Genomic DNA, 24547 nt, shown 5'->3' on the forward strand with positions numbered 1-24547 from the left:
CTTCTTTTCAGCCGAGCAGGTCGCGCCGGCCCTCCAACCGCAGCAGGAAGTCCTTCGCCGCCAAGCCACCGGCAAAGCCGGTGAGCTTGCCGGACGCACCGATGACACGATGACAGGGCGCGATGATCGAGATCGGGTTCCGGCCATTGGCCGCTCCGACCGCGCGAACCGCCGTGGGACTGCCGATCTGCATGGCAATCTGCTTGTAGGACCGCGTTTCTCCGAAGGGGATGGTCAGGAGAGCCCGCCAGACCCGGCTTTGAAACGGCGTGCCCTGAAAATCGAGGTCGAGCGAGAACGAGCGGCGCCGGCCTGCAAAATACTCGGAAAGCTGTCGTTCCGCCTCGGCGAGTACGAGGTGTGCTGCGTCTTCGCGCGTTTCGCCGAGCCGTACGCGCAGCGGGTCGTCGTCCTCCCACAGGACGGCCGACAGACCTTGCGCACTCGCGACGAGTGTCAGCGCGCCGAGCGGCGATGCCATGACGGTGTGGACGTATGACATCCGAAACGCGTTCCGTTCCGCTTGGCGACACTGACGCGCTGCTCAGCCGCATGCTCGCATCATGCGACCGCGAGGATGATTTCGGCGCGAACGTCCTTTCCAGGTGACGTCGTGGGCCGAGCCGCGACCGACCGGTTCACGCCACCGCGTCGGCCCGCGCAGGCAGAGTCCAGCCCGGCCGGATGAAGTGGCAGGTGTACCCGTCGGGGCGCCGTTCCAGATAATCCTGGTGCTCCGGCTCGGCCTCCCAGAACGGACCGGACGGCGTCACCTCCGTGACCACCTTGCCGGGCCAGAGGCCGGACGCGTCGACATCGGCGATGGTCGCCTCGGCAACCCGCCGCTGTTCGTCATCGGTATAGTAGATCGCCGAGCGATAGCTCAGGCCACGGTCGTTGCCCTGGCGGTTCGGGGTCGTCGGGTCGTGGATCTGGAAGAAGAACTCCAGCATCCGCCGGAAGCTCGTCCGTTCCGGATCGTAGGTGATTTCGATCGCCTCGGCATGGGTGCCGTGGTTGCGGTAGGTCGCATTCGGCACGTCGCCCCCGGTATAGCCGACGCGGCTGGACACCACCCCCTCCTGGCGCCGGATCAGGTCCTGCATGCCCCAGAAGCATCCGCCCGCAAGGATCGCCCGCTCGTTGCTCATCGTCATTCCTCCTTCGGATCGAAAACGGTCGTTCTGTTCCGATAGATAGGAACGCGACCGGTCCCTCCACGCATCCCGGCAGTGCTACAAAGCGCCGCCCGGAAAGATTGCATCATACGGTGTGCGACTGCCCGTGGCAGCCGCAGGCCCTTTGCGCGAAAGAGACGAATGGAAAGCGTTACCGTCGTTCTGGCTCTCCTGCTGTCGGTTCTGGTCAGCGGCGCCCTCGGCCGCCTGCTTCCGTTGCCGCTCCCTCTGATCCAGATCGCGATCGGCGTGGCCCTGGCCCTGGGGCCGCTTCCGAGCACGTCGCTCGACCCAGAGATCTTCTTCCTCGTGTTTCTGCCGCCGCTCCTGTTCCTCGATGGCTGGCGCATCCCCAAGCGCGACCTCTTCCGGGATGGAAGGACCGTCCTGGCGCTCGCCCTCGGGCTGGTGATCCTGACGGTGCTGGGCATCGGCATGCTCATCCATGGCATGATCCCCGGCATCCCGCTCGCCGTGGCCTTCGCGCTGGCGGCCGTTCTGTCGCCGACCGACCCCATCGCGGTCTCGTCGGTCGCGGCGCAGGCTCCCGTCCCGCGGCGTCTCATGCATATCCTCGAAGGCGAGGCCCTGCTGAACGACGCGACCGGGCTCGTCTGCCTGCGCTTCGCCATCGCCGCCGCCCTGACGGGGAGCTTCTCGCTTCCCGAGGCCGCATCCACGTTCCTGTGGCTGGCGCTGGGCGGCCTCGGTATCGGCGCCGCCACGACCTTCGTCCTCATGGGAGCACAGGACCTCCTGCGGCGGCGCACGGGCGAGGATCCCGGCCTGCAGATCCTGTTCAGCCTGCTCACGCCCTTCGGCGCCTATCTTGCCGCCGAGCACGTGCACGCCTCGGGCATCCTCGCCGCGGTCGCTGCCGGCATCGCCATGACCTATGTCGAGATCCAGGGCCGCAGCCTCGGCAGCACGCGCGTCCGCCGCACCGCCGTCTGGGACACGGTCGCGCTGGCCGCGAACGGATCGATCTTCGTGCTCCTGGGCGAGCAGTTGCCGGATGTCTTCGGGCAGGCCGTGAAACAATCCGATGTCCAGGGCGCAGGCTGGCTCGTCGCCTGGGTCCTCGCGATCACGGCCGGGCTGATGGCCATCCGCTTCGTCTGGGTCTGGGTCTCGCTCCAGTTCGTGCTCGTGAAGGCGCGTCGCCGCGGCCAGAAGCACGAAGGTCTGACCTGGCGCCTCGTGGCGGCGACGACGCTCGCCGGCGTGAAGGGGGCGATCACCCTTGCCGGCATCCTGACATTGCCCCTCACCCTGAAAGACGGCAGTCCGTTCCCGGCCCGCGAACTCGTGATCCTCCTGGCGATGGGCGTCATCCTGACCTCCCTCCTCCTCGCGAGCACGGTCCTGCCGCGGCTCCTGCACGGTCTTCGGCTTCCCCCCGAGCCCAGCCAGGATGCCGAGGAGGACGCTGCCCGCGCCGCCGCCCGCGACGACGCGGTCAAGGCCATCGAGTCGCTGCAGCATCGCCTCGTCGAGGAGCAGGAGGACGCCTCGATCGCCGTGGAAGCCGGCGCTCGGGCCATGGACCGCTACGAGGGCCTCGAAGCTCCGACCGCGGAACTTCGGAAAGACAGGAGCCGCGCGCTCCAACTCGCCGTCACCGAGAAGCGCCTGCGCCTTGCCGGGATCGAGGCCGAGCGAGATGCCCTCTACCGCCTGCGCCGGTCTCAGGTCATCGACGACGTCATCCTGCGCCGCCTCGTCCGTGAGATCGACCTGATCGAAGCCCGCCTCGTCGCCTAGGCGCCGTGGACGCCATCGGGATGCATCGAACCGCCGCGCGGAGCGTCGTCCGAACAACGAAAGCCCCGATCCGAGCGAAGGCTTGATTCCACTGCGGCCGGCACAGGATTTCGCAGACGCTGGCCATGAGTCCGGCGCCGTGTCATGGGCAGAGGGTGACAGATCATCCCGGCCTCCCCGACCCAGTGCGGCCTGCCAGCCTGGGCTGGTCCGAGTTCTTCGAGGATCAGCGCGAGGCCGGCGAGGGAGCTCTCGCTCCCATGCGGATCGCCACGGTCCACCGCTCCCGCCTGACCGCGCTGTCCCTCGCCGGATCCGTCAAGCTGACGCTTCCGGTTCACGCCAACACCGGCAATTTCGCCGTGGGCGACTGGGTGCTGGTCGATCCGAACTCCCAGACACTGCACCGTCGCCTCGCCCGCAGGACCGTGCTGGAGCGGCGCATCGAGGGCAGTAAGACACCGCAGGTCGCGGCGGCCAACGTCGACACCCTCTTCATCCTCACCTCGTGCAACGCCGATTTCAACGTCGCCCGACTGGAACGCTATCTGGCGCTCGCCAACCAGGGCGGCACCGAGCCCGTGATCGTGCTGACCAAGGCCGACACGGTATCCGATGCCGACACGTACCGGCGCCAGGCGGCGGAACTGCAGCGCGAACTCGTAGTCGTCACCCTCAATCCCCGGCTTCCGGAGGCCGCAGAGGCCCTGGCCCCATGGTGCGGCGCCGGGCAGACGGTGGCGCTCGTCGGCTCGTCCGGCGTCGGGAAATCCACCCTGGTGAATACGCTGGCCGGCCTCAGCCAGGAGCTGGGGCAACAGACCGGCGGCATTCGCGAGCACGACGCGAAGGGCCGCCACACCACGACGTCGCGCTCGCTCCACGCCATGGCCGGTGGCGGATGGGTCATCGACACCCCGGGAATGCGGACGCTGCACATCAGCGACGCCGCAGAGGGGATCGAAACCCTGTTCGCCGAGATCACCGAGCTCGCCCCCTCGTGCCGATTCCGCGACTGCACGCACGCGCATGAGCCCGGCTGCGCCGTGCAAGCCGCCGTCGCGAATGGCACGCTGCCCCCCGAGCGCCTCTCCCGATGGCGCAAGCTCGTCAGCGAGAACCGCGACAATCTTCCGAAAAAACACTATAAATGACAATTGCTTAGAGCGCTTTCCGACCAAGTGGATACCGGTTGGTCGAAAGAAAGCGCGGCAAGACAACACCTTGGAGACGCCGAGCCGATGCAATCGGATCGGATACGGCTCCAAGGCACCTCGCGAAGGTAGCCGTCCGGGCCGAAACGCGGCTTTCGAGATCGCAAAGCCCCTCGGACGTTGATCACTCCTACGCCGCGAGATCGTCGCGCCGCCGGATGTCGGAGAAGGTGCGGCCGTCCTCGAAGCGACAGGCGACGCTCTCGGAGAGTCGACCGTTGGCGCGGACTTGGATCGCGATCGGCCGGCTCAGTTCGTCACGGCGCTCCATTGCCTCCGCGACCGTCATCGGAACCGGGCGGGCGCCCCCGAGGCCGCGCCACCACTGCACCGCCTTCTCGCGGTCGTAGCCGGAGGCCTCGAGCGCCAGTTCGACACGATAGCCCCCTCCCCGGCAGCGGAACTCGGCCTCCAGCCGCTCCTCCAAGAGTCCGGCGCGCCGCCCCAAGCGCCACGCCTCCACCGGCAGCCAGCCCGTGACGGCGGCGGACAGGATGGTCAGCTCATCGTCGGCCTCCGCCTCATGCTTGGCATCGCTATCCTCGGCCTCCGGCTCGACCCAGCAGCCCTCGCAGGTGCTGGCGTTGAGGGCGATGAGCGCGCCGCAGCCCGGACATTCCTTGGCGCGGGTTTCCCCCGGTGCTTTCAGACCGAGCGCCACGCTGCGGGCGGTGACGACGTCGACGGGGCCGTGGGCACGCACCAGCCCGGCATAGTCGAGGATCAGCGCATCGGTCTTGCCCGGAGCCCGGCGCAGCGCGCGACCGACCTGCTGCACGTAGAGGCCGGCGCTCTGGGTCGGGCGCAGCAGCGCGATCAGGTCGACCTCCGGCACGTTGAAACCGGTGGAGAGCACGCCCACCGAGGTCAGGCAGCGGATTTCCTGCGCCCGGAAGGCCTTCACGATCCGGTCGCGCTCGCGCTTGGGCGTTTCCCCCGACAACGTCTCGCAGACGATGCCCTCCGCCCGCACGGCGTCGCGCACCGCGACGGCGTGGGCGACGCCGGCGCAGAAGGCGAGCCAGGAGCGCCGGTCGCGCCCGTAGCCCACCATCTCCTCCACGGCGGCACGGGTGATCCAGTCGCGGTTGACCGCCGCCTCGAGGGCCGCGGGGATGTAGTCGCCCCCGCGCTTGGGAACGCCCGATACGTCGAGCGCCGTCACCGTCGCCTTCGAGATCAGCGGCGCGAGCCAGCCCTGGTGGATCAGGTCGCCGACATTGGCCTCGTAGACGATCCGCTCGAAGATCCGGCCCTCGCCTTCGTCGAGCCTTCCGGAATCGAGGCGGTAGGGGGTCGCGGTGAGGCCGACGATCCGCAGGTTCGGGTTGCGCGCCCGCCCGCCGGCGAGAAAGCGGCCGTAGCCGGTCTCGGCCGAACGCGGGATCAGGTGCGCCTCGTCGACGATCACGAGGTCGAACGGCGCCAGGATTTCGACCCGGTCGCGCACCGACTGGATGCCGCAGAACAGGATCGGCGCGTCCGCATCACGCCGGCCGACACCCGCGGAGAAGATCCCGGCGGGCGCCTCGGGCCAGTAGACCATGAGTTCGCGATGGTTCTGCGCGACCAGCTCACGCACATGCGTGACGATTGCGATCCGTGATCCCGGTGCGCGCCGCATCGTCTCGTGCACGAGGGCGGCGATCACCAGTGCCTTGCCGGCGCCGGTCGGCAGCACGATCAGCCCGTCGCCGCCACCGCCATGCCAGTGAGCGTCGAGCGCATCGAGGGCGGCGCGCTGATAGGAGCGAAGCTGGAGCATGGCGGCTCTCTACAGAGCGGCGACCCAGGAGAACAGAGGGGGATCACCTCAGGCTTGGCGGCATGCCGTCGAGAGCCGGATCTCGTCCATCCGCGTTCCGAACCCGGTCAGATCGCCTTGGTTTCGCCATTGCACCGGGGCTCCATTCGTCGGCATCATGCATCGACCTGCTTCGGAGGCACCCGCATCCATGAGCACGAAGACCTTCAGCGTCCGCCGGGCGAAGCCGGACGATATCGGGATGCTGTCGGCGGTGTTCGATGCGGCCTGGCGGGAGGCCTACCAGGGCGTGATCCCCGGCGTCGCGCTGGAGCGCTTCATCGCCAAGCGCGGTCCCGCCACGTGGCGGGGGATGATCGGCCGGGGCCGCGGCCTCGCCGCCATGGAGTTCGGCGAGCACGTCGTGGCCTACGCCGCCTACGGACGGGCGCGGGACCGCTCGCTGACGGCCGAGGGCGAGGTCGACGAGATCTACGTGGCGCCGGAATACCAGGGGCTGGGGCTCGGCTCCCGCCTGTTCCGGGCCGTGCGCAACGACCTCGCCGATCACGGCCTGGCCCGGGTCGGGGTCTGGGCGCTCGCCGACAACGCCCGCGCCCGCGCCTTCTACGAGGCGCTCGGCGGCCGGGCCGGCCCGGAGGCGATCGAGCGTGTCTCCGGCTCCTGCCTGCCGAAGGTCGGATACCTGTTCGGCTGATCCGCGCGCGAAGATGCGCGACTATGGCCCAACGGCCGATTTCCTTCACGCCTCTGGCGGTTTAGAAGCCGGGACAGGACCAAGAAGCCTCGTTCAGGACCTTCAGGAAACGCCGTCATGCTCATCGACGCCATCTCACTCGGCAAGAACCCGCCCCACGACGTCAACGTCATCATCGAAGTGCCGTTGGGCGGAGAGCCGATCAAGTACGAGATGGACAAGGCCTCGGGCGCCCTCGTCGTCGACCGTTTCCTCTACACGCCGATGTTCTATCCGGGGAATTACGGCTTCATCCCGCACACGCTCTCGGGCGACGGCGACCCCTGCGACGTGCTCGTCGCCAACACCCGCGCCATCGCGCCGGGCGCGGTCATGAGCGTCCGCCCCGTCGGCGTGCTGGTGATGGAGGACAATGCCGGCGAGGACGAGAAGATCATCGGCGTGCCCTCGCGCCACCTCACCGCCCGCTACAACAAGGTCGAGAACTACACCGACCTGCCCGACATCACGATCTCCCAGATCCAGCACTTCTTCGAGCACTACAAGGATCTCGAGCCCGGCAAATGGGTGAAGATCCTGCGCTGGGGCGACAAGGAGGAGGCGCACCGCCTCATCCTCGAAGGCATCGAGCGCGAGAAGGCCAACAAGGCGGGCAAGGCGTGATCTGAGCCACGCAATCTAGGGTTCGCACGCGGAGCCGGAGGCCGGCCGTTCGGCCGTGTTCTCCGGCGCGTAGAAGCCCGGATCGGGGCCGAGCGGGATCGCGACCGGCAGCGACGGAAACGCGTTCGGCGCGACGGCAAGGACGCCCTGCATCTCCAGGAAGGCGACGCCGATCTCCTGCGGGCCGCGCCAGACGACGGTGGCGGAAAATTCCTCCCCGGTCTTCTGGACGACCAGCCGGAACTGGTTGGGGATCCCGAGAACGCTGTCGACGAACAGCCTCGCCCCGTCCGCCGACTGGTCCTTGATCCGGCAGACGACGGGGTTTCCGATTCTGGTGATGATGAAAGCCACGCTGTCGACGCGCATGCGCGGCTTGGATCTACGCTCTGTCATGAAACGCCTCCCATTTCGGGAGAGAATACGCGCCAGAGTTGTGTTTGTCGGTTGCCGACCGGTTAATCGAGCTTGGCAGTCACAGGCTTGTCGTGCCGTGGGCTGCAAACACTCTTCCAGATTGTGCTCTGGACCGGGTCTCATACAGTTTCTGTTTGTTTGCCTCGGATTCCTCCTCGTCTTTGGGAGCGCAGCGAAGCAATCCAGGGCCACAACCACAAGGGTTGTGCGTTGGCCCTGGATTGCTTCGCCTTCGGCTCGCAAAGACGGCTTGGCATTGGGCTGACGTTGCCCCGAACGCATCGACCGGAAACACGATCGGACCGGGCAAAGCGAGGGCGCTCACGCGATCTTCGAAGTCGGGTCGGTTTCGACCACAAAAACCAGTCCCGTCTCGTCGGCCTCGTTCCAGCCCCACCAGTAATCCTGCTCGCCGTTGTAGCCGTGATGCGCGAAGCGGCCGGCTTCGGCCTCTGCCGTGCGGCCCGCCTCGCTGCGGCTGGCGTATTGGGCGGTGTGCACGCGTGGGCCGAACAAAGACTGGCCGGGGCCGCGCCGCCGCCGATACTCCATCACCCTGTACATGGCGCGTGCCTCCCCCCGACGCAGCGATCCTCCGCTGCGACGGGAGCGAATGCAAAGACGCGGCCGAGGCCTCACTCGTCTCCGACGCCGAAGAGCTTTTCGAGGAAGTTGCGGTCGTCCTGGCTCTGGCGACGCTCGCGCGGCGGCGGGCGGGTCGAGGCGGTCTGTTGCGGCTCACCGGTGATCGCACCGATGATCTCGCCGATCGGGTTCGGGATCGCCTGCGCCACGGCCGGCGCTTCCCGCGCGTGCCAGCGGTTGAGGCCGGGCAGAGGCACCGGCTTCTCGCCCTTCAGGGCGGTGGTCATGTAGGTCTTCCAGATCTCCAGCGGCAGGCTGCCGCCGGTGGCCTTCTTGGTCGACTCGCCGTCGTCGTTGCCGAGCCAGACCCCGGTGACGAGGGCGCCCGAATAGCCGATCATCCAGGCATCGCGATAATCCTGGCTGGTGCCGGTCTTGCCGGCGAGCTCCCAGCCGGGAATGTCGCCCTTCTTGGCGGTGCCGCTGACGAAGGTCTCGTGCATCATCGCGTTCATCATGCCGTCGGCGTCCGGCGACATCACGCGGCCGAGGCCGCCGGCCCCGCGCTTGTAGAGCACCTTGCCGTCCGCGCTCTTGATGCTGGCGATGACGTAGGGGATCACGCCGGTGCCGCCGTTGGCGAAGGCGCAATAGGCGCCGACCATCTCCATCGGCGTCACCTCGGAGGTGCCGAGCGCGATGGAGCCGTTGGCCTGGAGCGACGAGGAGATGCCGAGGCGCTGCGCCGTCTGCACCACGGCCTTGGGGCCGACCTCCTGGCCGAGCCGCACGGCCACCGTATTCAGCGATTGCGCGAGCGCGTCGCGGAGCGCCACGGGCCCCTTGTAGGCGTGCGTGTAGTTCTCTGGGCTCCAGTTGCCGATCTTCACCGGCGCGTCGTCGCGGATCGTATCCGGCGTCAGGCCGTGCTCGACCGCGGCGAGGTAGACGAACGGCTTGAACGACGAGCCCGGCTGGCGCTTGGCCGTGGTCGCCCGGTTGAACTGGCTCTGGGCGTAGTCCCGGCCGCCGATCAGCGCGCGCACGGCGCCGTCCGGCTTCATCGAGACGAGCGCACCCTGGCCGACGTTGAAGCGCCCGCCCTTGGCGTTCAACTCGTCGACGAGCGCCTTTTCCGCCGCGGCCTGCAGGCCGGTGTCGACCGTCGTCGCGACGACGATGTCGGCCTCGAACTTCGGCAGGAAGTCGTCGAGCACGTCCATGACGAGGTCGGCGACGTAGTTCGAGGAGCCGCCGCCGCGCGAACCGTAGAGCCGTGCCGGCTGCGCCAGGGCGACCTTGGCGTCTGCGGGCTTGGCGAAGCCAAGCTCTTCCATCGCCGCGAGCACCTGCGCGCCACGCGCCTGGGCCGCCTTGAGGTTGCGGTTCGGCGCGAGCCGCGAGGGCGCCTGAACGAGGCCGCCGAGCATCGCCGCCTCGGCCAGCGTGACGTTCTTCGCGGGCTTGCCGAAGTAGCGCTGCGCCGCCGCCTCGACGCCGTAGGCGCCGGCGCCGAAATAGACTCGGTTAAGATAGAGTTCGAGAATCTCGTCCTTCGAGTATTTGTGCTCCAGCCACAGGGCCAGGATCGCTTCCTGGATCTTTCTGGAAGCCGACCGTTCCGGTGTCAGAAACAGATTCTTGGCGAGCTGCTGGGTGAGCGTCGAGCCGCCCTGCGAGACGCCGCGGCGCGTCAGGTTCTGCACCACCGCGCGGGCGATGCCGACGGGGTCGACGCCGAAATGCTCGTAGAAGCGCCGGTCCTCGATCGCGACGAAGGCGCGCGGCAGGTAGGGCGGCAATTCCTTGATCGAGACGACGCGGCCGCCGGTCTCGCCGCGGTTGGCGAGCAGCGAGCCGTCGCTGGCGAGGATCGCGATGTTGGGCGGCCGCTTCGGCACGCTGAGCTGGTCGATCGGCGGCAGCTGCGAGGCGTGATAGGCCACGAGCCCGGCGACCCCGATCACGGCCCAGAGGCCGAGCACGATACCGGTATAGACGAGCTTGCCCAGGATCGAACCGCGCCGCCGCGAACGGCTGCGCGATGCGCCACCGCCACCCTTGCCCCGGCCGCCGCCATTGCCGCCGCCCTTGGACGGCTGCCGGCCGCCACGATCCGCCGATCCCGATCCGCGCTTTGCCACGCCGCCTCCCGGGCGATCCGCTGCGGACATGCGAAGATCGGAAGCCCCTGCGCCGCGGCCCTCAGGCGCGTCGAAGTTCGGCTCCTGCCTCGTCGTGCGGCCGCGTCCGTTCGCCATGCGCCTGATCTGATCCGTCCCGCCCCAAAAGCCTGCGAGCGCAGGCCATGTCCGGTCCGGTTCCGCACGGTAAATGCGGCGGGTTTAGGGAGCGTTAACCCTCGAAATGTGTTTGTGCAGCAATCACATAGACTTGCCGGCGATGAGAGCGGGCCGTTCCCGCGCGAGACCTCTGCGCGCGCCGGCGGCATCGTCGTCCGACGATGCGCGGCAGTGAGTCGATACCGGCTGGCGCATGGTCGACACCCTAATCATCACATGACGGATCAATGACACGTTCGTGCTGTGCGTTGTTGCCACCATGCTACAGCTTGGTCGTCACGCTGCCAGTAGAGGCTAGTGCCGTTCTTACCTGAGACGAAGAACTACCTGAAAGCGCGTTTCTCTTGACGAGAGGCGCGCTTTTTCTTTGTCGGCGGAGTTCAGGACCCGGACGAGTCGCCGCCATCGCCGGATCCGCCATCGTTCGCGTCGGACGACATGTCCGAGCCGGAACCCATGGAATCGTCGTCCCATTGAATCGGTTCGCCGTCGATCCACGCCCAGACGAAGGCGGTCAGGATATGGACGAAGATCAACCCTGCGCTGACGGCAAACCAGAGCGTGCTGATCGGTTCGCGCTGGCCCCAGGCGAACTGGGCGTAGGCCTGGGCGGCGACGAAGACCGCGATGTTGACGGTCACGACTCCGTGGGCGAGGCGGCAGAAAGGGCGGTTCCAGGCCGCGTTGCCGGATGTTCTCACGGGCGCCTCCCTTCAGCCGCTCCTTTCGGCCGCGTCGTCGTCAGGCCTCCGCCCCGCCGAGATGCTTGAACATGTGCCGGCGGCCCTCGTCGTCAGTGGGCGGATTGAACGTGAACCGCTCCTTCAGGGCAAGCGCCTTCGCGGCAGCCGGGCGGGCCGAGACCTCGTCGTGCAGGCGCTTCAGGTTCGGAAACGAGTCCCAGGCACCGTCTCCGAGAATGAAAGGCACCATGCGCGCCCAGGCCCACACGCCCATGTCGACGATCGTGTAGGTGTCGCCGACCATGGTGCGATGCCGGGCGAGATGGGCGTCGAGGACGCCGTAGTGCCGGCGCGCCTCGTAATCGTAACGTTGCTTGGCGTAGGGCACGGCCTCCGGTGCGAAATGCCGGAAGTGCACGGCTTGGCCCGAGAACGGTCCGATGCCGGAGGCGACGAACATCAGCCAGGACAGCAGCGGCCCGCGGTCGCGGGGATCGTCCGGAAGGAAGCGGCCGGTTCGTTCGGCGAGGTAGAGCAGGATGGCGTTGCTGTCGAAGACCGTCACGCCGTCGTCGATGATCGCCGGCACCTTGGCGTTCGGATTGATCGCAAGATAGTCCGGCGCGAACTGCGCGCCCCGGCCGGCATCGACCGGGATCGGCTCGTAGGGCAGACCCAGTTCTTCCAGCAGCAGCGCGACCTTCGTCGGGTTGGGCGATCCGTTGAAGTAGAACTGGATCATGCGTCGTCGGCTCCTGCGATGAAGGGGGCGTCTGCCCCCGGTCCGTTCACGCCGGGTCGGCACTCTTCTCCGAGAGGAACGCGTCCATCCGCTCCAGCGCGCGCGCAATGTTCTCGGCCGAGTTCGCATAGGACAGGCGGATGTAGCCCTCGGCGCAGACGCCGAAATCCGGGCCGCCGATGACCGCCACACCGGCCTCCTCCAGCAGCGCCGCGGCGAGCTTCTTCGCCTTCCAGCCGGTCCTGGAGACGTTGGGGAAGGCGTAGAACGCGCCCTTCGGCGAGATGCAGGAGACGTTGGGCAGGGCGTTGAGGCCGTCGACCACGAGCTTCCGCCGCCGGTCGAACTCGGCGACCATTTCGGCCACGCAATCCTGCGGGCCGTTGAGCGCGGCGACGCCGGCCCATTGCGTCGAGGCGTTGACGCAGGAATGCGCGTTGACCGCGAGCTTGCGCGCCGCCTCGTAGAGCTTCTTCGGCCAGACCGACCAGCCGAGCCGCCAGCCTGTCATGGCGTAGGTCTTGGACGCGCCGTCGAGATAGATCAGCCGGTCGCGGATCTCATCGTACTTCAGCAGCGAGTGGTGGGCCTCGCCGTCATAGGTCATCGTCCCGTAAATCTCGTCCGACATCACCGCGAGGTCGGGGTGCGCGGCGAGGCCCGCGACGAGCTTGTCGATCTCGGATTTCGGCGTGACGCCGCCGGTGGGGTTGGCCGGCGAGTTGACGATGAGCAGCCGCGTCTTCGGCGTGATCAGCGCCAGCGTCTCCTCCGCCGAGAAGGCGAAGCGGTTCTCCTCGCGGATCGGCACCGGGACGGGCGTGGCGCCGGTGAACTCGATCATCGAGCGGTAGATCGGAAAACCGGGGTCCGGATAGAGGATCTCGACGCCGGGCTCGCCGAACATCAGGATCGCCATGAACATGGTGACCTTGCCGCCCGGCACGATCATCACCGAATCAGGCAGCACCGTCACCTGATGGCGGCGCCAGATGTCCTGGGCCACCGCCTCGCGCAGAGGCAGGATGCCGACGGCCGGGGTGTAGCCGTGGTGGCCATCGCGAAGGGCCTTGATGCCGGCCTCGACGATGTGGGCCGGCGTCGGCATATCGGGCTGGCCGATACCGAGATTGACGATGTCGCGGCCCTCGGAGGCCAGCGCGTTGGCGCGCGCCAGGACGGCGAAGGCGTTCTCTTCGCCGATGCGGTCGAAAGCGGGGACGACGTGGAGCATGCGTTCCTCGTAACGTTGAGCCCGCGCGTCGCGCGTGGCCGAGGGGGGCTTCTCAGAAAGCCGACCCTCGACAACGCACGAGCAAGAAATCAGCCGTTCGAGCGCTCGGCGAGCTTGCTCGCGGCGAACGAGATCGCGCCGCCGACGACAATCAGGATCACCGAGGTCTTCACGGCGGCGTAGAACAGGTCGGGCGAGATGCCGGTATCGGTGTAGAGCACGAGGCCGATCGCGGTGAGCGGCAGGAGGAACAGGATACCGAGCGGAACCAGCGGGTTCATGGGCAGACACTCACCTTGAGCGGGTCAGAATCCCCGCACGCTTGAAGACCAGCGCTCATAGCACCGCTTTCACCGCATGGGGACACCCCGCCCGTCGATTTTGCGGGTCCGACCGCAGGGCGGCCGAGGACGTCTCGACACCGGCGGCCCGCGGAGCCGGAAGCCGCGTCACACGACTGCGTTTCGGTCGGCGCATGCGTGCGATCCTTCGCCTCATTCACGCAACATTCGGACTCGATGCCTGAGAAGGCTGAAACCGGCCGCCGCGACACATCGCGCCCGCGGCCTCCTTCGGGTCGTTCCACGGCTCGCCATTCGTGTCCCAACCGCCGATGATTCCTTCGACATCGTCACCCGTCCCGACACCGGGCGAGCATGGCGCTACCGCCGTGCCGGCTGCGCGATCCGGCTGGCGGGTGCTCGCACGGGCGCTGCCGCGTGCCGTCGGACTTGGCCTGACGGTTCTGGCCGCGCTCGCGATCGAGCGCACGCTGCGTCAGGTCTCGTTCGATTCGGTCACCGCCGCCTACGAGCGGATTCCCGATCCGGCGCTGGCTCTGGCACTGCTGCTGACCGCCGTGAGCTTCGCCGCCATCGCGGTCTACGACCTGATCGCAGTCGAAACCGTTGCCCCCGGCAAGATCCCGCGTGTCACGGCCCTGGCGACGGGGGCCGGCGGCTATGCCGTGTCCAACGCCCTCGGCTTCCCGATCCTGACCCAGGGCGCCTTCCGGATGCGTGCCTATGGCGCCCATGGCGGCGGGCTCGCCGATGTCGGGCGCGTGCTCGGCGCTTCGTGGTTCGCGCTGCTGATGTCGCTCGTCACCATGACGGCGCTGGCGCTGGTCTGCGGACCGGAGCATTTCCACGGTCTCGGCGGCACGACGCCCCTGCACGCGACGATGGCCGGACTGGCCGTGCTCGGCCTCGTGGCCGGCATGGTGGCCTGGCTCGGGGCGACGCCGCGCGTGATCCGGCTGCGCGGCTTCACCCTGCGCCTTCCGACCTCGCGGGCGGCCCTGCTGCAGATCTCGGCAGGCGTCGTCGACATCACCGCGGCGGCGGCGACGCTCTACGTGCTGTTGCCGGCCTACGCCCTGCCGGGCTTTCCCGCCTTCCTCCTCGCCTACATCGCCGCGACGCTTGTCGGAATCGCGAGCCACGCGCCCGGCGGCCTCGGCGCCTTCGAGGCGACGCTGCTGGCGGGCCTGGGGCTCCATGCGCAGGCCGACGTGCTCGGCGCGCTTCTGGCCTACCGCGTCATCTACATGCTGCTGCCCTTCGGCGCGGCAATCCTCGGCCTCGGCGCCGTCGAGCTGCATCGCCGCCGCGTGGCGATCGCACGCGCGCTGCGTTTCGCGGAACCGATGGTGCCTGCGGCCTCCGCCGCCATCGCCCTTGCGGGCGGCGTGATGCTGCTCGCCTCCGGCGCGACCCGCGATCTCGCCTCGCGCATCGCCGTGCTGGCGGACGTGGTGCCGACGCCCTTCGTCGAGGCCTCGCATTTCGCGTCCTGCCTCGTCGGCGTCGCGCTGCTGGTCATCGCACGCGGGCTCTACCGGCGGCTGGTCCGCGCCTGGAACGCGGCGCTGATGCTGCTCGTCCTCGGCGCCGGCTTCTCGCTGGGCAAGGGCCTCGATTGGGAGGAGGCGACGCTCCTCGGCGCGCTCGCCCTCTGCCTCGCCCTGGTCCGGGGCTCGTTCTATCGCTGCCCGAAGGCCAACCCCTTCACCGTCACCCGCGTGTGGCTGCGCCGAACGGCGGGCCGTGGCCCGGCATTCACCGCCCTCGGCGCGCTGACCGCAGCCTCGGCTGGGCTCGGCTTCCTCCTCTTCACCCATGGCGCCAGCGCCGATGCCTTGTGGTGGCAGATTTCCTGGGACGGCAACGGGCCGGCCCTGGCGCGCGTCTCCTTCGCCTTCGTGATCGGGCTCGCCGCCATCGGCTTCGACAGCGCCGTGAACCATCGCGGCCGCCGCCGGGCGGCCGAGCCCACAATCCCGGCGGATATCGCCGCCCTCGTCGCGGCCTCTCCCAGCGCCTCGGCCGCCATGGCGCTGCTCGGCGACAAGGAGTTCTTGACCGCGCCCGGCGGCGACGGCTTCGTGATGTATGCCCGCGCCGGGCGCAGCCTCGTGGCGCTCGGCGATCCGGTGGGCCCGGCCCGGTTGCAGGCGGACCTCGCCTGGGCTTTTCGCGAGCTTGCCGACCGCGCCGCGGCGCGGCCGGTGTTCTACGGCGTCGGCCCCGACAACCTCGCCCTGTTCCTCGACATGGGCCTCACCGCGCTGAAGCTGGGCGAAGTCGCCCGCGTGCCGCTGGCCGACTTCTCGCTGAAGGGCCCGGCCCGGCACGACCTGCGCTACGGCCAGCGCCGGGCCGAGAAGGAGGGGCTGACCTTCGAAATCGTGCCGCAGGCGCAGGTGCGCCTCGCGATGTACGAGCTGCGCCAGGTCTCGAGTGCCTGGCTCGCGCACAAGCAGGGCGGCGAGAAGCGTTTTTCCATGGGCGCCTTCGACCCGGCCTACCTCGCCCGCTTCGACGTCGCCGTGATGAAGAAGGAGGGCCGCATCGTCGCCTTCGCCAACCTCCTGCGCGGGGCCGACCGCAACGAGATCGCCATCGACCTGATCCGCTACGCGCCGGATGCCTCGAAGGTGATCATGGACGCGCTCTTCGCCAACCTGCTGCTGACGGCGAAGGCCGAGGGCTATCGCTGGTTCAACCTCGGCGCGGCGCCGCTCTCCGGCCTCGTCGACCGGCGGCTGGCCTCGCGCTGGAACCGCTTCGGCACCTTCCTCTACCGGCGCGGCGCCGACCTCTACAGCTTCGACGGCCTGCGCAGCTTCAAGCACAAGTTCGATCCGGTCTGGACGCCCTATTACCTGATCTGCCCCGGCGGCCTGCAGACGCCCAAGACCCTGCTCGACGTGACGACGCTGGTGAACGGCTCGCCCCTCGGCCTGATCCGCCGATGAGGTTCGGCCGCCGCCGCGCTCTGTTCGCCGGGGCGGCCGCTCTCGCCGTCGTCGGCGGCCTTCTGCTCACCCGATCCGGGTCGCCGCCGCGCCTGCCGGAGCGGATCTCATCGGCCCAGCTCGCGGACGTCCTCGTGGAGGCGCCGGCCGGCACGCCGCTCGGTCTCGCAGCGATCGTCTCCGCGGCCGGCGGGACGGGGCCTGCGGAGCAGGCGCTGGGCGAGGCGCTGCGCGCGCGCGGCTTCATCGTGCTCCAGCTCGATCTCGAGCGCTGGCGGACGGCCCTCGACCGCGAGACCACGGCCTGCACCCGGCCGATCGTCGACATCGAGCTGCTGGCCAAGGAGGCGCAGCGGACGCTCCACGGGCAGAGCTACCTGCGCCCGGTCCTGGTCGGGCTCGGCGAGGGCGGGACGCTCGTCCAGGCCGTGCTGTCGCGGGCCCTGCCGGCGACGCTGAGTGGGGGCGTCGCCCTCGATCCCGCCGCCGGGCTCCGCACCCGCCTTCCGATCTGCGACGACGGCGCGCCCGTCACCGCGCCACGTCCCGACCCGGCCGGCGGCCACGCCTACCCGCTGCCGGAGCGGAGCCAGGCGCAGCTGACGATCGTGAGCGCCGAGGCGTCGCCGGCGACGCCGGACACGGCGCCCGGTGCCGGCCCCTTCCCGGTCGAGCGGCACGCCGAGCCCGATCCCGCTCGCCGCGTTACCGCCGCCGTCGATGCAGCCGCAGCGATCGCGGCGCAGGATGCCGGCACCGGGGGCCTGCCGCTGGTCGACCTGTCGGCCGTCGGCAAAACGCGCGCGGTCGCCCTGTTCGTCTCCGGCGACGGCGGCTGGCGCGACATCGACAAGACCGTCGGCGAGCACCTGACCCGCGAGGGCATCCACGTCGTCGGCCTCGACGCCCTGCGCTATTTCTGGACCGACCGCGACCCGAAGACGGTCGCCGCCGACGTCGCCGCGATGCTGCAGCAGGCTGACCCCGGCAAGACGCTGCCGGTGCTGGTGCTCGGCTACTCCTTCGGCGCCGACCTGTTTCCGTTCGCGTGGCCCTACCTGCCGGCGGCGCTGCGCGACCGCATCCGGCTGATCGCGCTGCTGGCGCCCGGCCGCAGCACGGGGTTCAGCGTCTCCGTGAAGGGCTGGCTCGGCTTCGGCGGCGAACACGCCGTGCTGCCGCAACTCGCCGCCCTGCCGGCCGATCGCGTGCTCTGCATCCACGGCTCGAAGGAGACGGATTCGCCCTGTCGCGACCCGAGCCTCGCCGGCACCCGAAAGCTCCTCATCGACGGCGGCCACCATTTCGACGGCGACTACCCGGCCCTCGCCCGCCGCATCGTCGAGGCGGCGCGGCTGCCGGAGTGAGGGCGGATCTCATACCGTTTCCGGCTGCCTCATTCGGCATGGCTCGCGCGTCTCCTCCCCCACTGGGGGAGGTGGCCGCGAAGCGGACGGAGGGGGCGGCGTTGTCGTCGTTGAATGCCGGCCGTCGTGCAGCCCACTCCACCACGCTGCGCGCGGTCCCCCTCGCCCAGAGGGCGAGGAGATGCGCGACGACCCTTCGATCGACCGGAAGCCGTCTTGGAGATCTCCGGTTGATTGGATGGGCTGCGCACCCCATTGCTGGACGCTGGCCGCGAAGCGGAAGGCGATCCGGGACTTAGTGGTCGAAATCTGACAGATGGAACCCATGCTCTGGGTCCACTTGCGACCCTGGCTGTGTCAAAACCCCGATGATGGTACGTTCCTTCGGTCTGACCGGAGGTAGACATGGGCCGGTTTGTTGTCGGTGCCGAGCGCGATCAGACGACGCTGTTTCCGCCTTGTCTCGAGGACTGGATCGCCGAGGACAATCCGGTCCGCGTGGTCGATGCCTTCGTGGATGCGCTGGATCTTGGCGCGCTCGGCTTCGCGGGTGTCGATGCGGCACGGACGGGACGACCGGGCTACCATCCGGCAGCTCTCCTGAAGCTCTACGTCTACGGCTATCTCAACCGGGTCCCGTCGAGCCGACGTCTGGAGTTGAGAAGCAAGCAACACTCGACCTTCGGGACGTTTTTCTTTGCCATGCATGGGACGATCGACAGGGCGCCGCCAAGGAGTTGCATGATCTGCTCGTTGCAAGCGGTGTAAAGGTCTGGTTCAGCGAGAAGGATGTTGGCCTCGGCGTGCCCTTGCTCCGCGCCATTGACAAGGGGTTGGCGAATTCGCGGATCGGACTTGTGCTGGTGACTCCCGCTTTGCTGCGTCGCCTTCCAAAAGAAGGTATCGCCGACAAAGAACTCTCGGCCCTCCTCGCAGGTGAGCGGCTTGTTCCCATCGTGCATGACACGACGTATGAAGCTCTTCGTGAAATTAGTCCTCTGCTCGCCTCGCGGAGCGGATTGAGCACTATCGAAGAGTCAATGACAGACGTCGCTGCGAAAATTGCCGACTTAGTCACAGTCTAACTAGGTTTTGGAGATTGTAGCTTAACTGGGGCTGGCGACTTAAGCGCCCCGTTTATGGTATGCGGGTCGTCTCTGGGCTAACATCAACCAGGCGAGGCGAGTCCATTTCTTAGTGTGCTATCTAAGTAACGACTCGTTGTCGTTCAGGATAATACGTGCCCTCCGTTAGATGTCAGCCTGCTGTGAATTTCTAAACCAAGGCGGACAAGCAGGTTTCGACCCAAAACAGCCGAGATGCACTTAGACCCCAAGTAGGAGGGAACCGTTGCCTTCAAGCCTTCAGCCGGCAACTGTACAGCGAGACGTCGCCGCCCTGCGTCGTGGCGATGTTCCTGGCTGTCACCAATTCGCGCCCCGAGTTCAGCGTCCAGACCTGGACAGTGCCGGTGCGCGAAGAGCTTGAGCAACTCTGTGCGGCTCTCTGGTGACCCGCCTGTCTGGCTGCAGATCGCGCGATAGCTGCAAAACGTCGTATCATTCAGCCGGCGAAGCTCGGTTAGGCCGTCGCTCCGTATGGCTGAGACGGTCTGCGAGCGAATGTGCCTGAAGCATTCGGCGCTGTTCAGCCAAAGCTTCAGCCGTATAGGAAAAATAGCATACGAGCGGTATGCTGTCAATGGCTCTCACGCGAGGCTGAGTCCGCCACGCGAACCCGTTCCGACGCGTGGGACGGCCTGGGACACGCGGGACGAACGTCCCGAACGTTCGGTATTCCGTCCGCCTCAGGCCGGGATCCGCACCGTCGCCCGGAGGCCCCCGAGGGGCGAATCGTGGAGCGAGACGTCGCCGCCGTGGGTCCGGGCGATGTCGCGGGCGATGGCGAGGCCGAGGCCGGAGCCGCCGGCATCCTGGCGGGCGTCGTCGAGGCGCACGAAGGGCTTGAACACCTCCTCCCGGCTCTCCGGCGGCACGCCCGGGCCGTCGTCGTCGATCGAGACGAGGAAGGAGCGCCCGTCGAGGCGCCCGCCGATGGCGACGGTGTCGCCGTAGCGGGCGGCGTTGGCGGCGAGGTTGAACAGGCAGCGCCGGAAGGCATCGGGCCGCACCGTCACCAGGGGCCGCCCGTCGAGGGTCACGGCGGTCACGTGGGCCCCGAGGCGCTCGATGTCGGTGCGCAGATCCTCGAGCAGCGCGCGCATGTCGGTGGCCGCGGCGGTCTCGGCGGAGTCGCCGCGGGCGAAGGCGAGGTAGCCCTCCAGCATCCGGCTCATCTCGTCGACGTCGCGCGCCAGATCCTCCACGTCCGGGCTCTGCTCGACCAGGGCGAGGGAGAGCTTGAAGCGGGTGAGGATCGTGCGGAGGTCGTGTGACACGCCGTTGAGCATCGTCGTGCGCTGCTCCATGGCCCGCTCGATGCGCCGCTTCATCTCGATGAAGGCGTGGCCCGCCTGCCGCACCTCGCGCGCCCCGCGCGGCTTGAACTCGATCTCGCGGCCCTTCCCAAAGCTCTCGGCCACCGCCGAGAGCCGCAGGATCGGCTTGATCTGGTTGCGCAGGAACAGGATCGCGACGCCGAGCAGCACCATCGACGAGCCGGCCATCCAGAGCAGGAAGATGTGCGAGTTGGAGGCGTAGGCCTGGCTGCGCCGCGCCGTCACGCGCATGACCCCGTCGGGGATCGCGACGCGGATCTCGATGAGGTTGGAGCGGCCCACCGTGTCGATCCAGAACGGCCGGGCGATCTGCTTCTTGATCTCGTCGGACAGGGCCTCGTCGAGGATCGAGAAGAACGGCCGCGGCCCCTGCGGCGGCAGCTTGGTCCCCTTCAGGATGTCGAGATCGAGGTTGAGGCGGTTGCCGGCGATGCGCGACAGCGTCTCGGCGTCCTTGTCCTGGGGGTATGTCTCGTAGATGTCGATCAGCGCGGCGATGTCGGCGGTGACGGCCGAGGACAGGCGCCGGGTCACGAGCTGCCAGTGGCGCTCCATGAAGGTGTAGGCGATCACCGATTGCAGCAGCACCATCGGCGCGATGATGATGATGAGCGAGCGGGCATAGAGCCCCTTCGGCAGCACGTCGCCGATCAGCCGGGACAGGCGCCGCCATGGCCCGCGCGCGCGCACCTCCTCCTTGGCGGGGGCCTCGCCGACGATGGTGCCCTCGATCGTGCGCCCTTCGGCCATCATGGGCCCCGGGTCAGTCGACCGCGAGGCGATAGCCGACGCCGCGCACCGTCTGGAGATAGATGGGGTTGGCCGGGTCGACCTCGGTCTTGCGGCGCAGGCGGTTGATCTGGACGTCGATGGTGCGCTCCCCGGCCCAGCCGCCGGCCAGGGCATCGCGCTCGACATTGCCGCCGCGGGCCTCTGCCAGCATGGTCAAAATCTCGCGCTCGCGCTCGCTGATCTTGACGGATTCATCGTCGCGCCGGAGTTCGCCCCTGTCGATCTTGTAGGTGAACGGCCCGAAGCTGACCTCGCCGCCCGGCGTGCGGACCGGTCCCGTCGGCACGCCCCGCTTGATGATGTTGTTGAGCCGCAGGATCAGCTCGCGGGGCTCGAAGGGCTTTGGCAAATAGTCGTCGGCGCCGATCTCCAGCCCCATCACCCGGTCGTTCGAGTTGGAGCGCGCGGTGAGCATCAGGATCGGCACCCGCGAGGTCTCGCGCACCTGCCGCGCATAGTCGAAGCCGTTCTCGCCCGGCATCATCACGTCGAGCACGAGTGCATCGAACACGAAGGATTGCGAGCGGGCGCGGGCCTCGGGCACGTCGGCCGCGGCGGTGACGCGAAACCCCTGCTCGGCGAGGAAGCGGGTCAGCAATTCGCGTACCCGGCGGTCGTCGTCGACCACGAGGACGTGCGGGGCGTGGTCCGGCAACTCGACGCGCGGCTTCGGGGAAGGGATTGCCATCAGGCGGCGGCCTTGGCGCGCCGCGCCATCAGCCGGGTGACGACGGCGCGCTCTTCCGGCTCGATCATCGCCAGCAGGAACCCTTGCGCCGAAGCCAGCGCCTCGCCCGGATCGTCGTTGGCGCCGCGACGCGGCTGGTCGACGAGCGCGCGGGCGACGCGGCGCATCTGCACCCGGCTCAGCTCCTCCGCGAAACGGATGCCGAGATCGGTGCAGAACAGCAGCCTCTGGCGCCGGTCGTTCGTACCGGTGCGCTGCGCGATGTAGCCCTGTTCGATCAAGTCTTTCAGCACCCGGTTGAGGCTCTGCTTCGTGATCCGGAGGATATCGAGGAGTTCGGCGATCGTGAGTCCCGGATAGCGGTCGACGAAGTGTAGCACCCGGTGATGCGCCCGTCCGAAGCCGTATTCCGCCAGGATTCGGTCGGGGTCGGCGACGAAATCGCGATAGGCGAAGAACAGCAATTCGATGAGGTCGTCGCCGTCGTTGCGGTCGGGAAAATGCGGCTCCATGATCGGGCTCGGCTCGCCGCCGCCGGCGGCCTCTGTCGTCGCGCGATGGGGCAAGGCGATGGCGACCTCGACGGAGAAGGCGATGCGGTGCGGATAAGTCAGTGTTGTTGACATATCTCAGCCCCATCGTTAGGCGTCAACCCTCCCGGCGCAGCCCCTCGATGTCCCCCGGCCCGCCGTTCGAACCCGCGGTTTTTTCGATGCCGCGTAAGAGGAAGCCGACATGTCCGTGATCCCCTTCGACGAGCGCGAGGGCACCATCTGGTTCGACGGCGCCATGGTGCCGTGGCGGGATGCCAAGATTCACGTGCTGAGCCACGGGCTGCATTACGGCTCGTCGGTGTTCGAGGGCGAGCGCGCCTATGGCGGCGTGATCTTCAAGAGCCGCGAGCATGCCGAGCGCCTGAGGCGGTCCGCGCAGTACCTCGATTACGAGATCCCCTTTTCGGTCGAGGAGATCGAGGCCGCGAAGGAACTCGTGCTCAAGACCAGCGGCCTCAGCGACGCCTATCTGCGCCCGGTCGCGTGGCGCGGTTCGGAGATGATGGGCGTGTCCGCGCAGGGCAACACCATCCACCTCGCCGTCGCCGCCTGGGAATGGCCGAGCTATTTCGACCCGGCCACCAAGATGAAGGGCATCCGCCTGGACATCGCCGACTACCGCCGGCCCGACCCACGCACGATCCCCTCGGCCTCGAAGGCGGCGGGGCTCTACATGATCTGCACGATCTCGAAGCACCGCGCCGAGAACAAGGGTTATGCCGACGCGCTGATGCTCGATTGGGAGGACAACGTCGCCGAATGCACCGGCGCGAACATCTTCTTCATCCAGGACGGCGCGATCCATACGCCGCTGGCCGACCGCTTCCTCAACGGCATCACCCGGCAGACCGTGATCGATCTGGCCAAGCGCCGCGGTTTCGAGCTCGTCGAGCGGCGCATCCGGCCGGAGGAGATGGAAGGCTTTTCGGAGTGCTTCATCACCGGTTCGGCCGCCGAGGTGACACCGGTCTCCGAGATCGGCCCCTATCGCTTCACGCCAGCCGCGATGACCAAGACCCTGATGGACGACTACACCGCCGAAGTGCAGCCGCGGGCGAAGGCGGCGTGAGGGACTGAGCGCGCGATCGCTGTCGCGCGTGCTGCGGGAAACGCGACGGCCGTGGGTGGTCGGCCGGCTTGTTGCGCCTGCGGCTCGCAAGCCCGACGGCATGTGATTTCGGTCGCGCAAACCGTCCCGATCTGCTGTTCGAAGCATCTACCGGGAACACCGCGTCCAGCGATGCGTTCTCAGGAACGTTTCATGAACAGGTGGACCGATGACCAAGACGACTCACGACGCTCCCGCAAACCCAAAGGTCGATCCCGACGATTCCTCGAACCGGATCAAGGATCCGGACGAGTGGACCACGGGCGGTGAGCCGATGACTGGCGCGCAGGCCTCCTACCTCAAGACGCTCTCGGAGCAGGCCAAGAAGCCGAAAGCGTTCGAACCCGATCTCGACAAGGCGGAGGCCTCCAAGCGGATCGACGCGCTGCGGAAGGCCGCCGGAACAGAGTAAGACGGCGGGCACTGCGGTAACCGAGCGGGATATCGGCAAGATCGAGGGTTCGATTAAGGCCTTGGCAACTCGGAAGCGGTGAGAATGACGCGTTGGAAGTCCGGGTAAGGTTGGACCGTCTTGAGCATTCCATCGCCGATGATGCCGACCGAACGGCGCTCGCCGCGCCGTTCGACCGTGATGACGTTCCTATCGGATCGGCGCGGGGAGACAGCGATCGAGTACGGCCTCATCGCCACCCTCGTCGTCGTCGTCACTCTGGCGGGTCTGTCTCAGTTCAGCGCCGCAACCAACAAAATGTATAACAAGATCACGAATGCGATGGCGGCGACGCCGTAACGCCTTGCCGTAGATCGATTCTTCCCCGTGAGTGGTTCGCCCTAAGGTATGGCTGTCGGGCCATGACGAGGATGGATACATCGTAAGGAAGCAGCAAAAATCTGAAGGTTCATTCGCCAAATTGGTACTATGACCAATCTGAAATCAGCGCTCAATCATCCAATAAGAATGGTGCCGCTTGAGGGATTCGAACCCCCGACCCCCTCATTACGAATGAGGTGCTCTACCAGCTGAGCTAAAGCGGCGCAGGGCGGTCGAGCGCTGGGCCGAACCGTCCTGACAAGCCAAGCCCATAAAGGCCACGCGCCGGCTTGGCAAGACGATG

At 67.8% G+C, this 24547-nt stretch carries 22 protein-coding genes, 1 tRNA gene and 2 pseudogenes; 11 read left to right on the forward strand and 14 right to left on the reverse strand.

The features are described from left to right. Window positions 1–7: 7 nt before the first annotated feature. Window positions 8–481, reverse strand: coding sequence for a methylated-DNA--[protein]-cysteine S-methyltransferase (locus FV217_RS02745; RefSeq protein WP_281407150.1), 474 nt, complete (start codon window positions 479–481; stop codon window positions 8–10). 157 nt (window positions 482–638) lie between these two features. Continuing rightward, window positions 639–1157, reverse strand: coding sequence for a peptide-methionine (S)-S-oxide reductase MsrA (gene msrA, locus FV217_RS02750; protein ID WP_306424656.1), 519 nt, complete (start codon window positions 1155–1157; stop codon window positions 639–641). Between the two features lie 162 nt (window positions 1158–1319). On the opposite strand from msrA, the gene FV217_RS02755 reads away from it, so the two are divergent. Both FV217_RS02755 and rsgA read left to right on the forward strand, forming a co-directional pair. Further along, window positions 1320–2942: a Na+/H+ antiporter gene (locus tag FV217_RS02755; RefSeq protein WP_147814069.1), complete on the forward strand. Its 1623-nt coding sequence runs from the start codon at window positions 1320–1322 to the stop codon at window positions 2940–2942. Window positions 2943–3067: 125 nt separating this feature from the next. Continuing rightward, window positions 3068–4096 (forward strand): ribosome small subunit-dependent GTPase A, encoded by a 1029-nt coding sequence (gene rsgA / locus FV217_RS02760; RefSeq protein WP_147814071.1) that lies wholly within the window; start codon window positions 3068–3070, stop codon window positions 4094–4096. A gap of 190 nt (window positions 4097–4286) precedes the next feature. On the opposite strand, the gene FV217_RS02765 is transcribed toward rsgA, so the two are convergent. Further along, window positions 4287–5921 carry a DEAD/DEAH box helicase gene (locus FV217_RS02765; protein ID WP_147814073.1) on the reverse strand — a complete coding sequence of 545 codons (1635 nt, stop codon included), beginning with the start codon at window positions 5919–5921 and terminating at the stop codon, window positions 4287–4289. Between the two features lie 190 nt (window positions 5922–6111). Between FV217_RS02765 and FV217_RS02770 the strand changes: the two genes are divergently transcribed. Then, window positions 6112–6618, forward strand: coding sequence for a GNAT family N-acetyltransferase (locus FV217_RS02770; RefSeq protein ID WP_147814075.1), 507 nt, complete (start codon window positions 6112–6114; stop codon window positions 6616–6618). 117 nt (window positions 6619–6735) lie between these two features. Next, on the forward strand, window positions 6736–7281 hold the full coding sequence (ppa, locus tag FV217_RS02775; protein WP_147814077.1) for an inorganic diphosphatase: 546 nt from the start codon (window positions 6736–6738) through the stop codon (window positions 7279–7281). Window positions 7282–7296: 15 nt separating this feature from the next. Here the strand turns inward: ppa and FV217_RS22660 are convergent, their stop codons facing one another. From FV217_RS22660 to FV217_RS02810, 7 genes are all read right to left on the reverse strand, one after another. Continuing rightward, window positions 7297–7677, reverse strand: a complete 381-nt coding sequence (locus FV217_RS22660; protein ID WP_187272407.1) for a PilZ domain-containing protein — start codon at window positions 7675–7677, stop codon at window positions 7297–7299. A gap of 342 nt (window positions 7678–8019) precedes the next feature. After that, a complete protein-coding gene (locus FV217_RS02785) occupies window positions 8020–8262 on the reverse strand; it encodes a hypothetical protein (protein WP_147814081.1) in 243 nt (80 codons plus the stop codon). Between the two features lie 71 nt (window positions 8263–8333). Then, window positions 8334–10544, reverse strand: a complete 2211-nt coding sequence (locus tag FV217_RS02790) for a transglycosylase domain-containing protein (protein ID WP_147814083.1) — start codon at window positions 10542–10544, stop codon at window positions 8334–8336. Between the two features lie 422 nt (window positions 10545–10966). Continuing rightward, window positions 10967–11287, reverse strand: coding sequence for a hypothetical protein (locus tag FV217_RS02795; RefSeq protein ID WP_147814085.1), 321 nt, complete (start codon window positions 11285–11287; stop codon window positions 10967–10969). A gap of 40 nt (window positions 11288–11327) precedes the next feature. Continuing rightward, window positions 11328–12011, reverse strand: a complete 684-nt coding sequence (locus FV217_RS02800; protein ID WP_147814087.1) for a glutathione S-transferase N-terminal domain-containing protein — start codon at window positions 12009–12011, stop codon at window positions 11328–11330. A gap of 46 nt (window positions 12012–12057) precedes the next feature. Beyond that, window positions 12058–13245 carry a pyridoxal phosphate-dependent aminotransferase gene (locus FV217_RS02805; protein ID WP_147814089.1) on the reverse strand — a complete coding sequence of 396 codons (1188 nt, stop codon included), beginning with the start codon at window positions 13243–13245 and terminating at the stop codon, window positions 12058–12060. A gap of 89 nt (window positions 13246–13334) precedes the next feature. Continuing rightward, entirely contained in the window at window positions 13335–13526 is a 192-nt protein-coding gene (locus FV217_RS02810; protein ID WP_147078040.1) for a hypothetical protein, read from the reverse strand. 389 nt (window positions 13527–13915) lie between these two features. On the opposite strand from FV217_RS02810, the gene mprF reads away from it, so the two are divergent. The 4 genes and pseudogenes from mprF to FV217_RS02830 all read left to right on the forward strand — a co-directional run. Next, window positions 13916–16504 carry a bifunctional lysylphosphatidylglycerol flippase/synthetase MprF gene (mprF, locus tag FV217_RS02815; protein WP_238232890.1) on the forward strand — a complete coding sequence of 863 codons (2589 nt, stop codon included), beginning with the start codon at window positions 13916–13918 and terminating at the stop codon, window positions 16502–16504. Further along, the gene (locus FV217_RS02820) at window positions 16501–17871 is read left to right on the forward strand and encodes an AcvB/VirJ family lysyl-phosphatidylglycerol hydrolase (RefSeq protein ID WP_147814093.1); all 1371 of its coding nucleotides are present in this window, start codon (window positions 16501–16503) and stop codon (window positions 17869–17871) included. The genes mprF and FV217_RS02820 overlap by 4 nt, the downstream gene beginning before the upstream one ends. A gap of 405 nt (window positions 17872–18276) precedes the next feature. Beyond that, window positions 18277–18546, forward strand: a pseudogene (locus FV217_RS02825) (transposase); the annotation flags it as partial. Beyond that, a pseudogene (locus FV217_RS02830) lies at window positions 18531–18956 on the forward strand (toll/interleukin-1 receptor domain-containing protein); the annotation flags it as partial. The pseudogenes FV217_RS02825 and FV217_RS02830, both read left to right, overlap by 16 nt. Before the next feature lie 722 nt (window positions 18957–19678). On the opposite strand, the gene FV217_RS02835 reads toward FV217_RS02830, so the two are convergent. The 3 genes from FV217_RS02835 to FV217_RS02845 are packed head-to-tail and all read right to left on the reverse strand — an operon-like array spanning window position 19679 to window position 22321. Further along, window positions 19679–21079 (reverse strand): ATP-binding protein, encoded by a 1401-nt coding sequence (locus FV217_RS02835; RefSeq protein ID WP_187272408.1) that lies wholly within the window; start codon window positions 21077–21079, stop codon window positions 19679–19681. A 13-nt stretch (window positions 21080–21092) separates the two neighbouring features. Next, window positions 21093–21809: a response regulator transcription factor gene (locus FV217_RS02840; RefSeq protein WP_147814097.1), complete on the reverse strand. Its 717-nt coding sequence runs from the start codon at window positions 21807–21809 to the stop codon at window positions 21093–21095. Then, complete coding sequence (locus FV217_RS02845) at window positions 21809–22321, reverse strand: MarR family transcriptional regulator (RefSeq protein WP_147814260.1); 513 nt, start codon at window positions 22319–22321, stop codon at window positions 21809–21811. The genes FV217_RS02840 and FV217_RS02845 overlap by 1 nt, the downstream gene beginning before the upstream one ends. Window positions 22322–22544: 223 nt before the next feature. Here FV217_RS02845 and FV217_RS02850 point away from each other — a divergent pair, with 223 nt between their 5' ends. From FV217_RS02850 to FV217_RS02860, 3 genes are all read left to right on the forward strand, one after another. Further along, window positions 22545–23432 carry a branched-chain amino acid aminotransferase gene (locus tag FV217_RS02850; protein ID WP_147814099.1) on the forward strand — a complete coding sequence of 296 codons (888 nt, stop codon included), beginning with the start codon at window positions 22545–22547 and terminating at the stop codon, window positions 23430–23432. A 208-nt stretch (window positions 23433–23640) separates the two neighbouring features. Next, the gene (locus FV217_RS02855; RefSeq protein WP_147814101.1) at window positions 23641–23883 is read left to right on the forward strand and encodes a DUF3072 domain-containing protein; all 243 of its coding nucleotides are present in this window, start codon (window positions 23641–23643) and stop codon (window positions 23881–23883) included. A gap of 138 nt (window positions 23884–24021) precedes the next feature. After that, on the forward strand, window positions 24022–24222 hold the full coding sequence (locus tag FV217_RS02860; protein WP_246682706.1) for a Flp family type IVb pilin: 201 nt from the start codon (window positions 24022–24024) through the stop codon (window positions 24220–24222). Window positions 24223–24391: 169 nt separating this feature from the next. On the opposite strand, the gene FV217_RS02865 is transcribed toward FV217_RS02860, so the two are convergent. Further along, window positions 24392–24467: transfer RNA gene (locus tag FV217_RS02865), tRNA-Thr, on the reverse strand. Window positions 24468–24547: the final 80 nt, after the last annotated feature.

The sequence above is a fragment of the Methylobacterium sp. WL9 genome (assembly GCF_008040035.1).
Taxonomy (GTDB): domain Bacteria; phylum Pseudomonadota; class Alphaproteobacteria; order Rhizobiales; family Beijerinckiaceae; genus Methylobacterium; species Methylobacterium thuringiense.

Bases quoted from the DNA above. Each gene is read 5' to 3' on its own strand.
- FV217_RS02785 (WP_147814081.1), bottom strand. From the start codon at position 8,262: ATGTACAGGGTGATGGAGTATCGGCGGCGGCGCGGCCCCGGCCAGTCT.
- ppa (WP_147814077.1), top strand. From the start codon at position 6,736: ATGCTCATCGACGCCATCTCACTCGGCAAGAACCCGCCCCACGACGTC.
- FV217_RS02805 (WP_147814089.1), bottom strand. From the start codon at position 13,245: ATGCTCCACGTCGTCCCCGCTTTCGACCGCATCGGCGAAGAGAACGCC.
- FV217_RS02820 (WP_147814093.1), top strand. From the start codon at position 16,501: ATGAGGTTCGGCCGCCGCCGCGCTCTGTTCGCCGGGGCGGCCGCTCTC.
- FV217_RS02860 (WP_246682706.1), top strand. From the start codon at position 24,022: ATGATGCCGACCGAACGGCGCTCGCCGCGCCGTTCGACCGTGATGACG.
- FV217_RS02800 (WP_147814087.1), bottom strand. From the start codon at position 12,011: ATGATCCAGTTCTACTTCAACGGATCGCCCAACCCGACGAAGGTCGCG.
- msrA (WP_306424656.1), bottom strand. From the start codon at position 1,157: ATGACGATGAGCAACGAGCGGGCGATCCTTGCGGGCGGATGCTTCTGG.
- FV217_RS02835 (WP_187272408.1), bottom strand. From the start codon at position 21,079: ATGGCCGAAGGGCGCACGATCGAGGGCACCATCGTCGGCGAGGCCCCC.
- FV217_RS02850 (WP_147814099.1), top strand. From the start codon at position 22,545: ATGTCCGTGATCCCCTTCGACGAGCGCGAGGGCACCATCTGGTTCGAC.
- FV217_RS02770 (WP_147814075.1), top strand. From the start codon at position 6,112: ATGAGCACGAAGACCTTCAGCGTCCGCCGGGCGAAGCCGGACGATATC.
- FV217_RS02765 (WP_147814073.1), bottom strand. From the start codon at position 5,921: ATGCTCCAGCTTCGCTCCTATCAGCGCGCCGCCCTCGATGCGCTCGAC.
- FV217_RS02790 (WP_147814083.1), bottom strand. From the start codon at position 10,544: ATGGCGAACGGACGCGGCCGCACGACGAGGCAGGAGCCGAACTTCGAC.
- rsgA (WP_147814071.1), top strand. From the start codon at position 3,068: ATGAGTCCGGCGCCGTGTCATGGGCAGAGGGTGACAGATCATCCCGGC.
- FV217_RS02855 (WP_147814101.1), top strand. From the start codon at position 23,641: ATGACCAAGACGACTCACGACGCTCCCGCAAACCCAAAGGTCGATCCC.
- FV217_RS02755 (WP_147814069.1), top strand. From the start codon at position 1,320: ATGGAAAGCGTTACCGTCGTTCTGGCTCTCCTGCTGTCGGTTCTGGTC.
- FV217_RS02840 (WP_147814097.1), bottom strand. From the start codon at position 21,809: ATGGCAATCCCTTCCCCGAAGCCGCGCGTCGAGTTGCCGGACCACGCC.
- FV217_RS02845 (WP_147814260.1), bottom strand. From the start codon at position 22,321: ATGGAGCCGCATTTTCCCGACCGCAACGACGGCGACGACCTCATCGAA.
- FV217_RS22660 (WP_187272407.1), bottom strand. From the start codon at position 7,677: ATGACAGAGCGTAGATCCAAGCCGCGCATGCGCGTCGACAGCGTGGCT.
- FV217_RS02745 (WP_281407150.1), bottom strand. From the start codon at position 481: ATGGCATCGCCGCTCGGCGCGCTGACACTCGTCGCGAGTGCGCAAGGT.
- FV217_RS02810 (WP_147078040.1), bottom strand. From the start codon at position 13,526: ATGAACCCGCTGGTTCCGCTCGGTATCCTGTTCCTCCTGCCGCTCACC.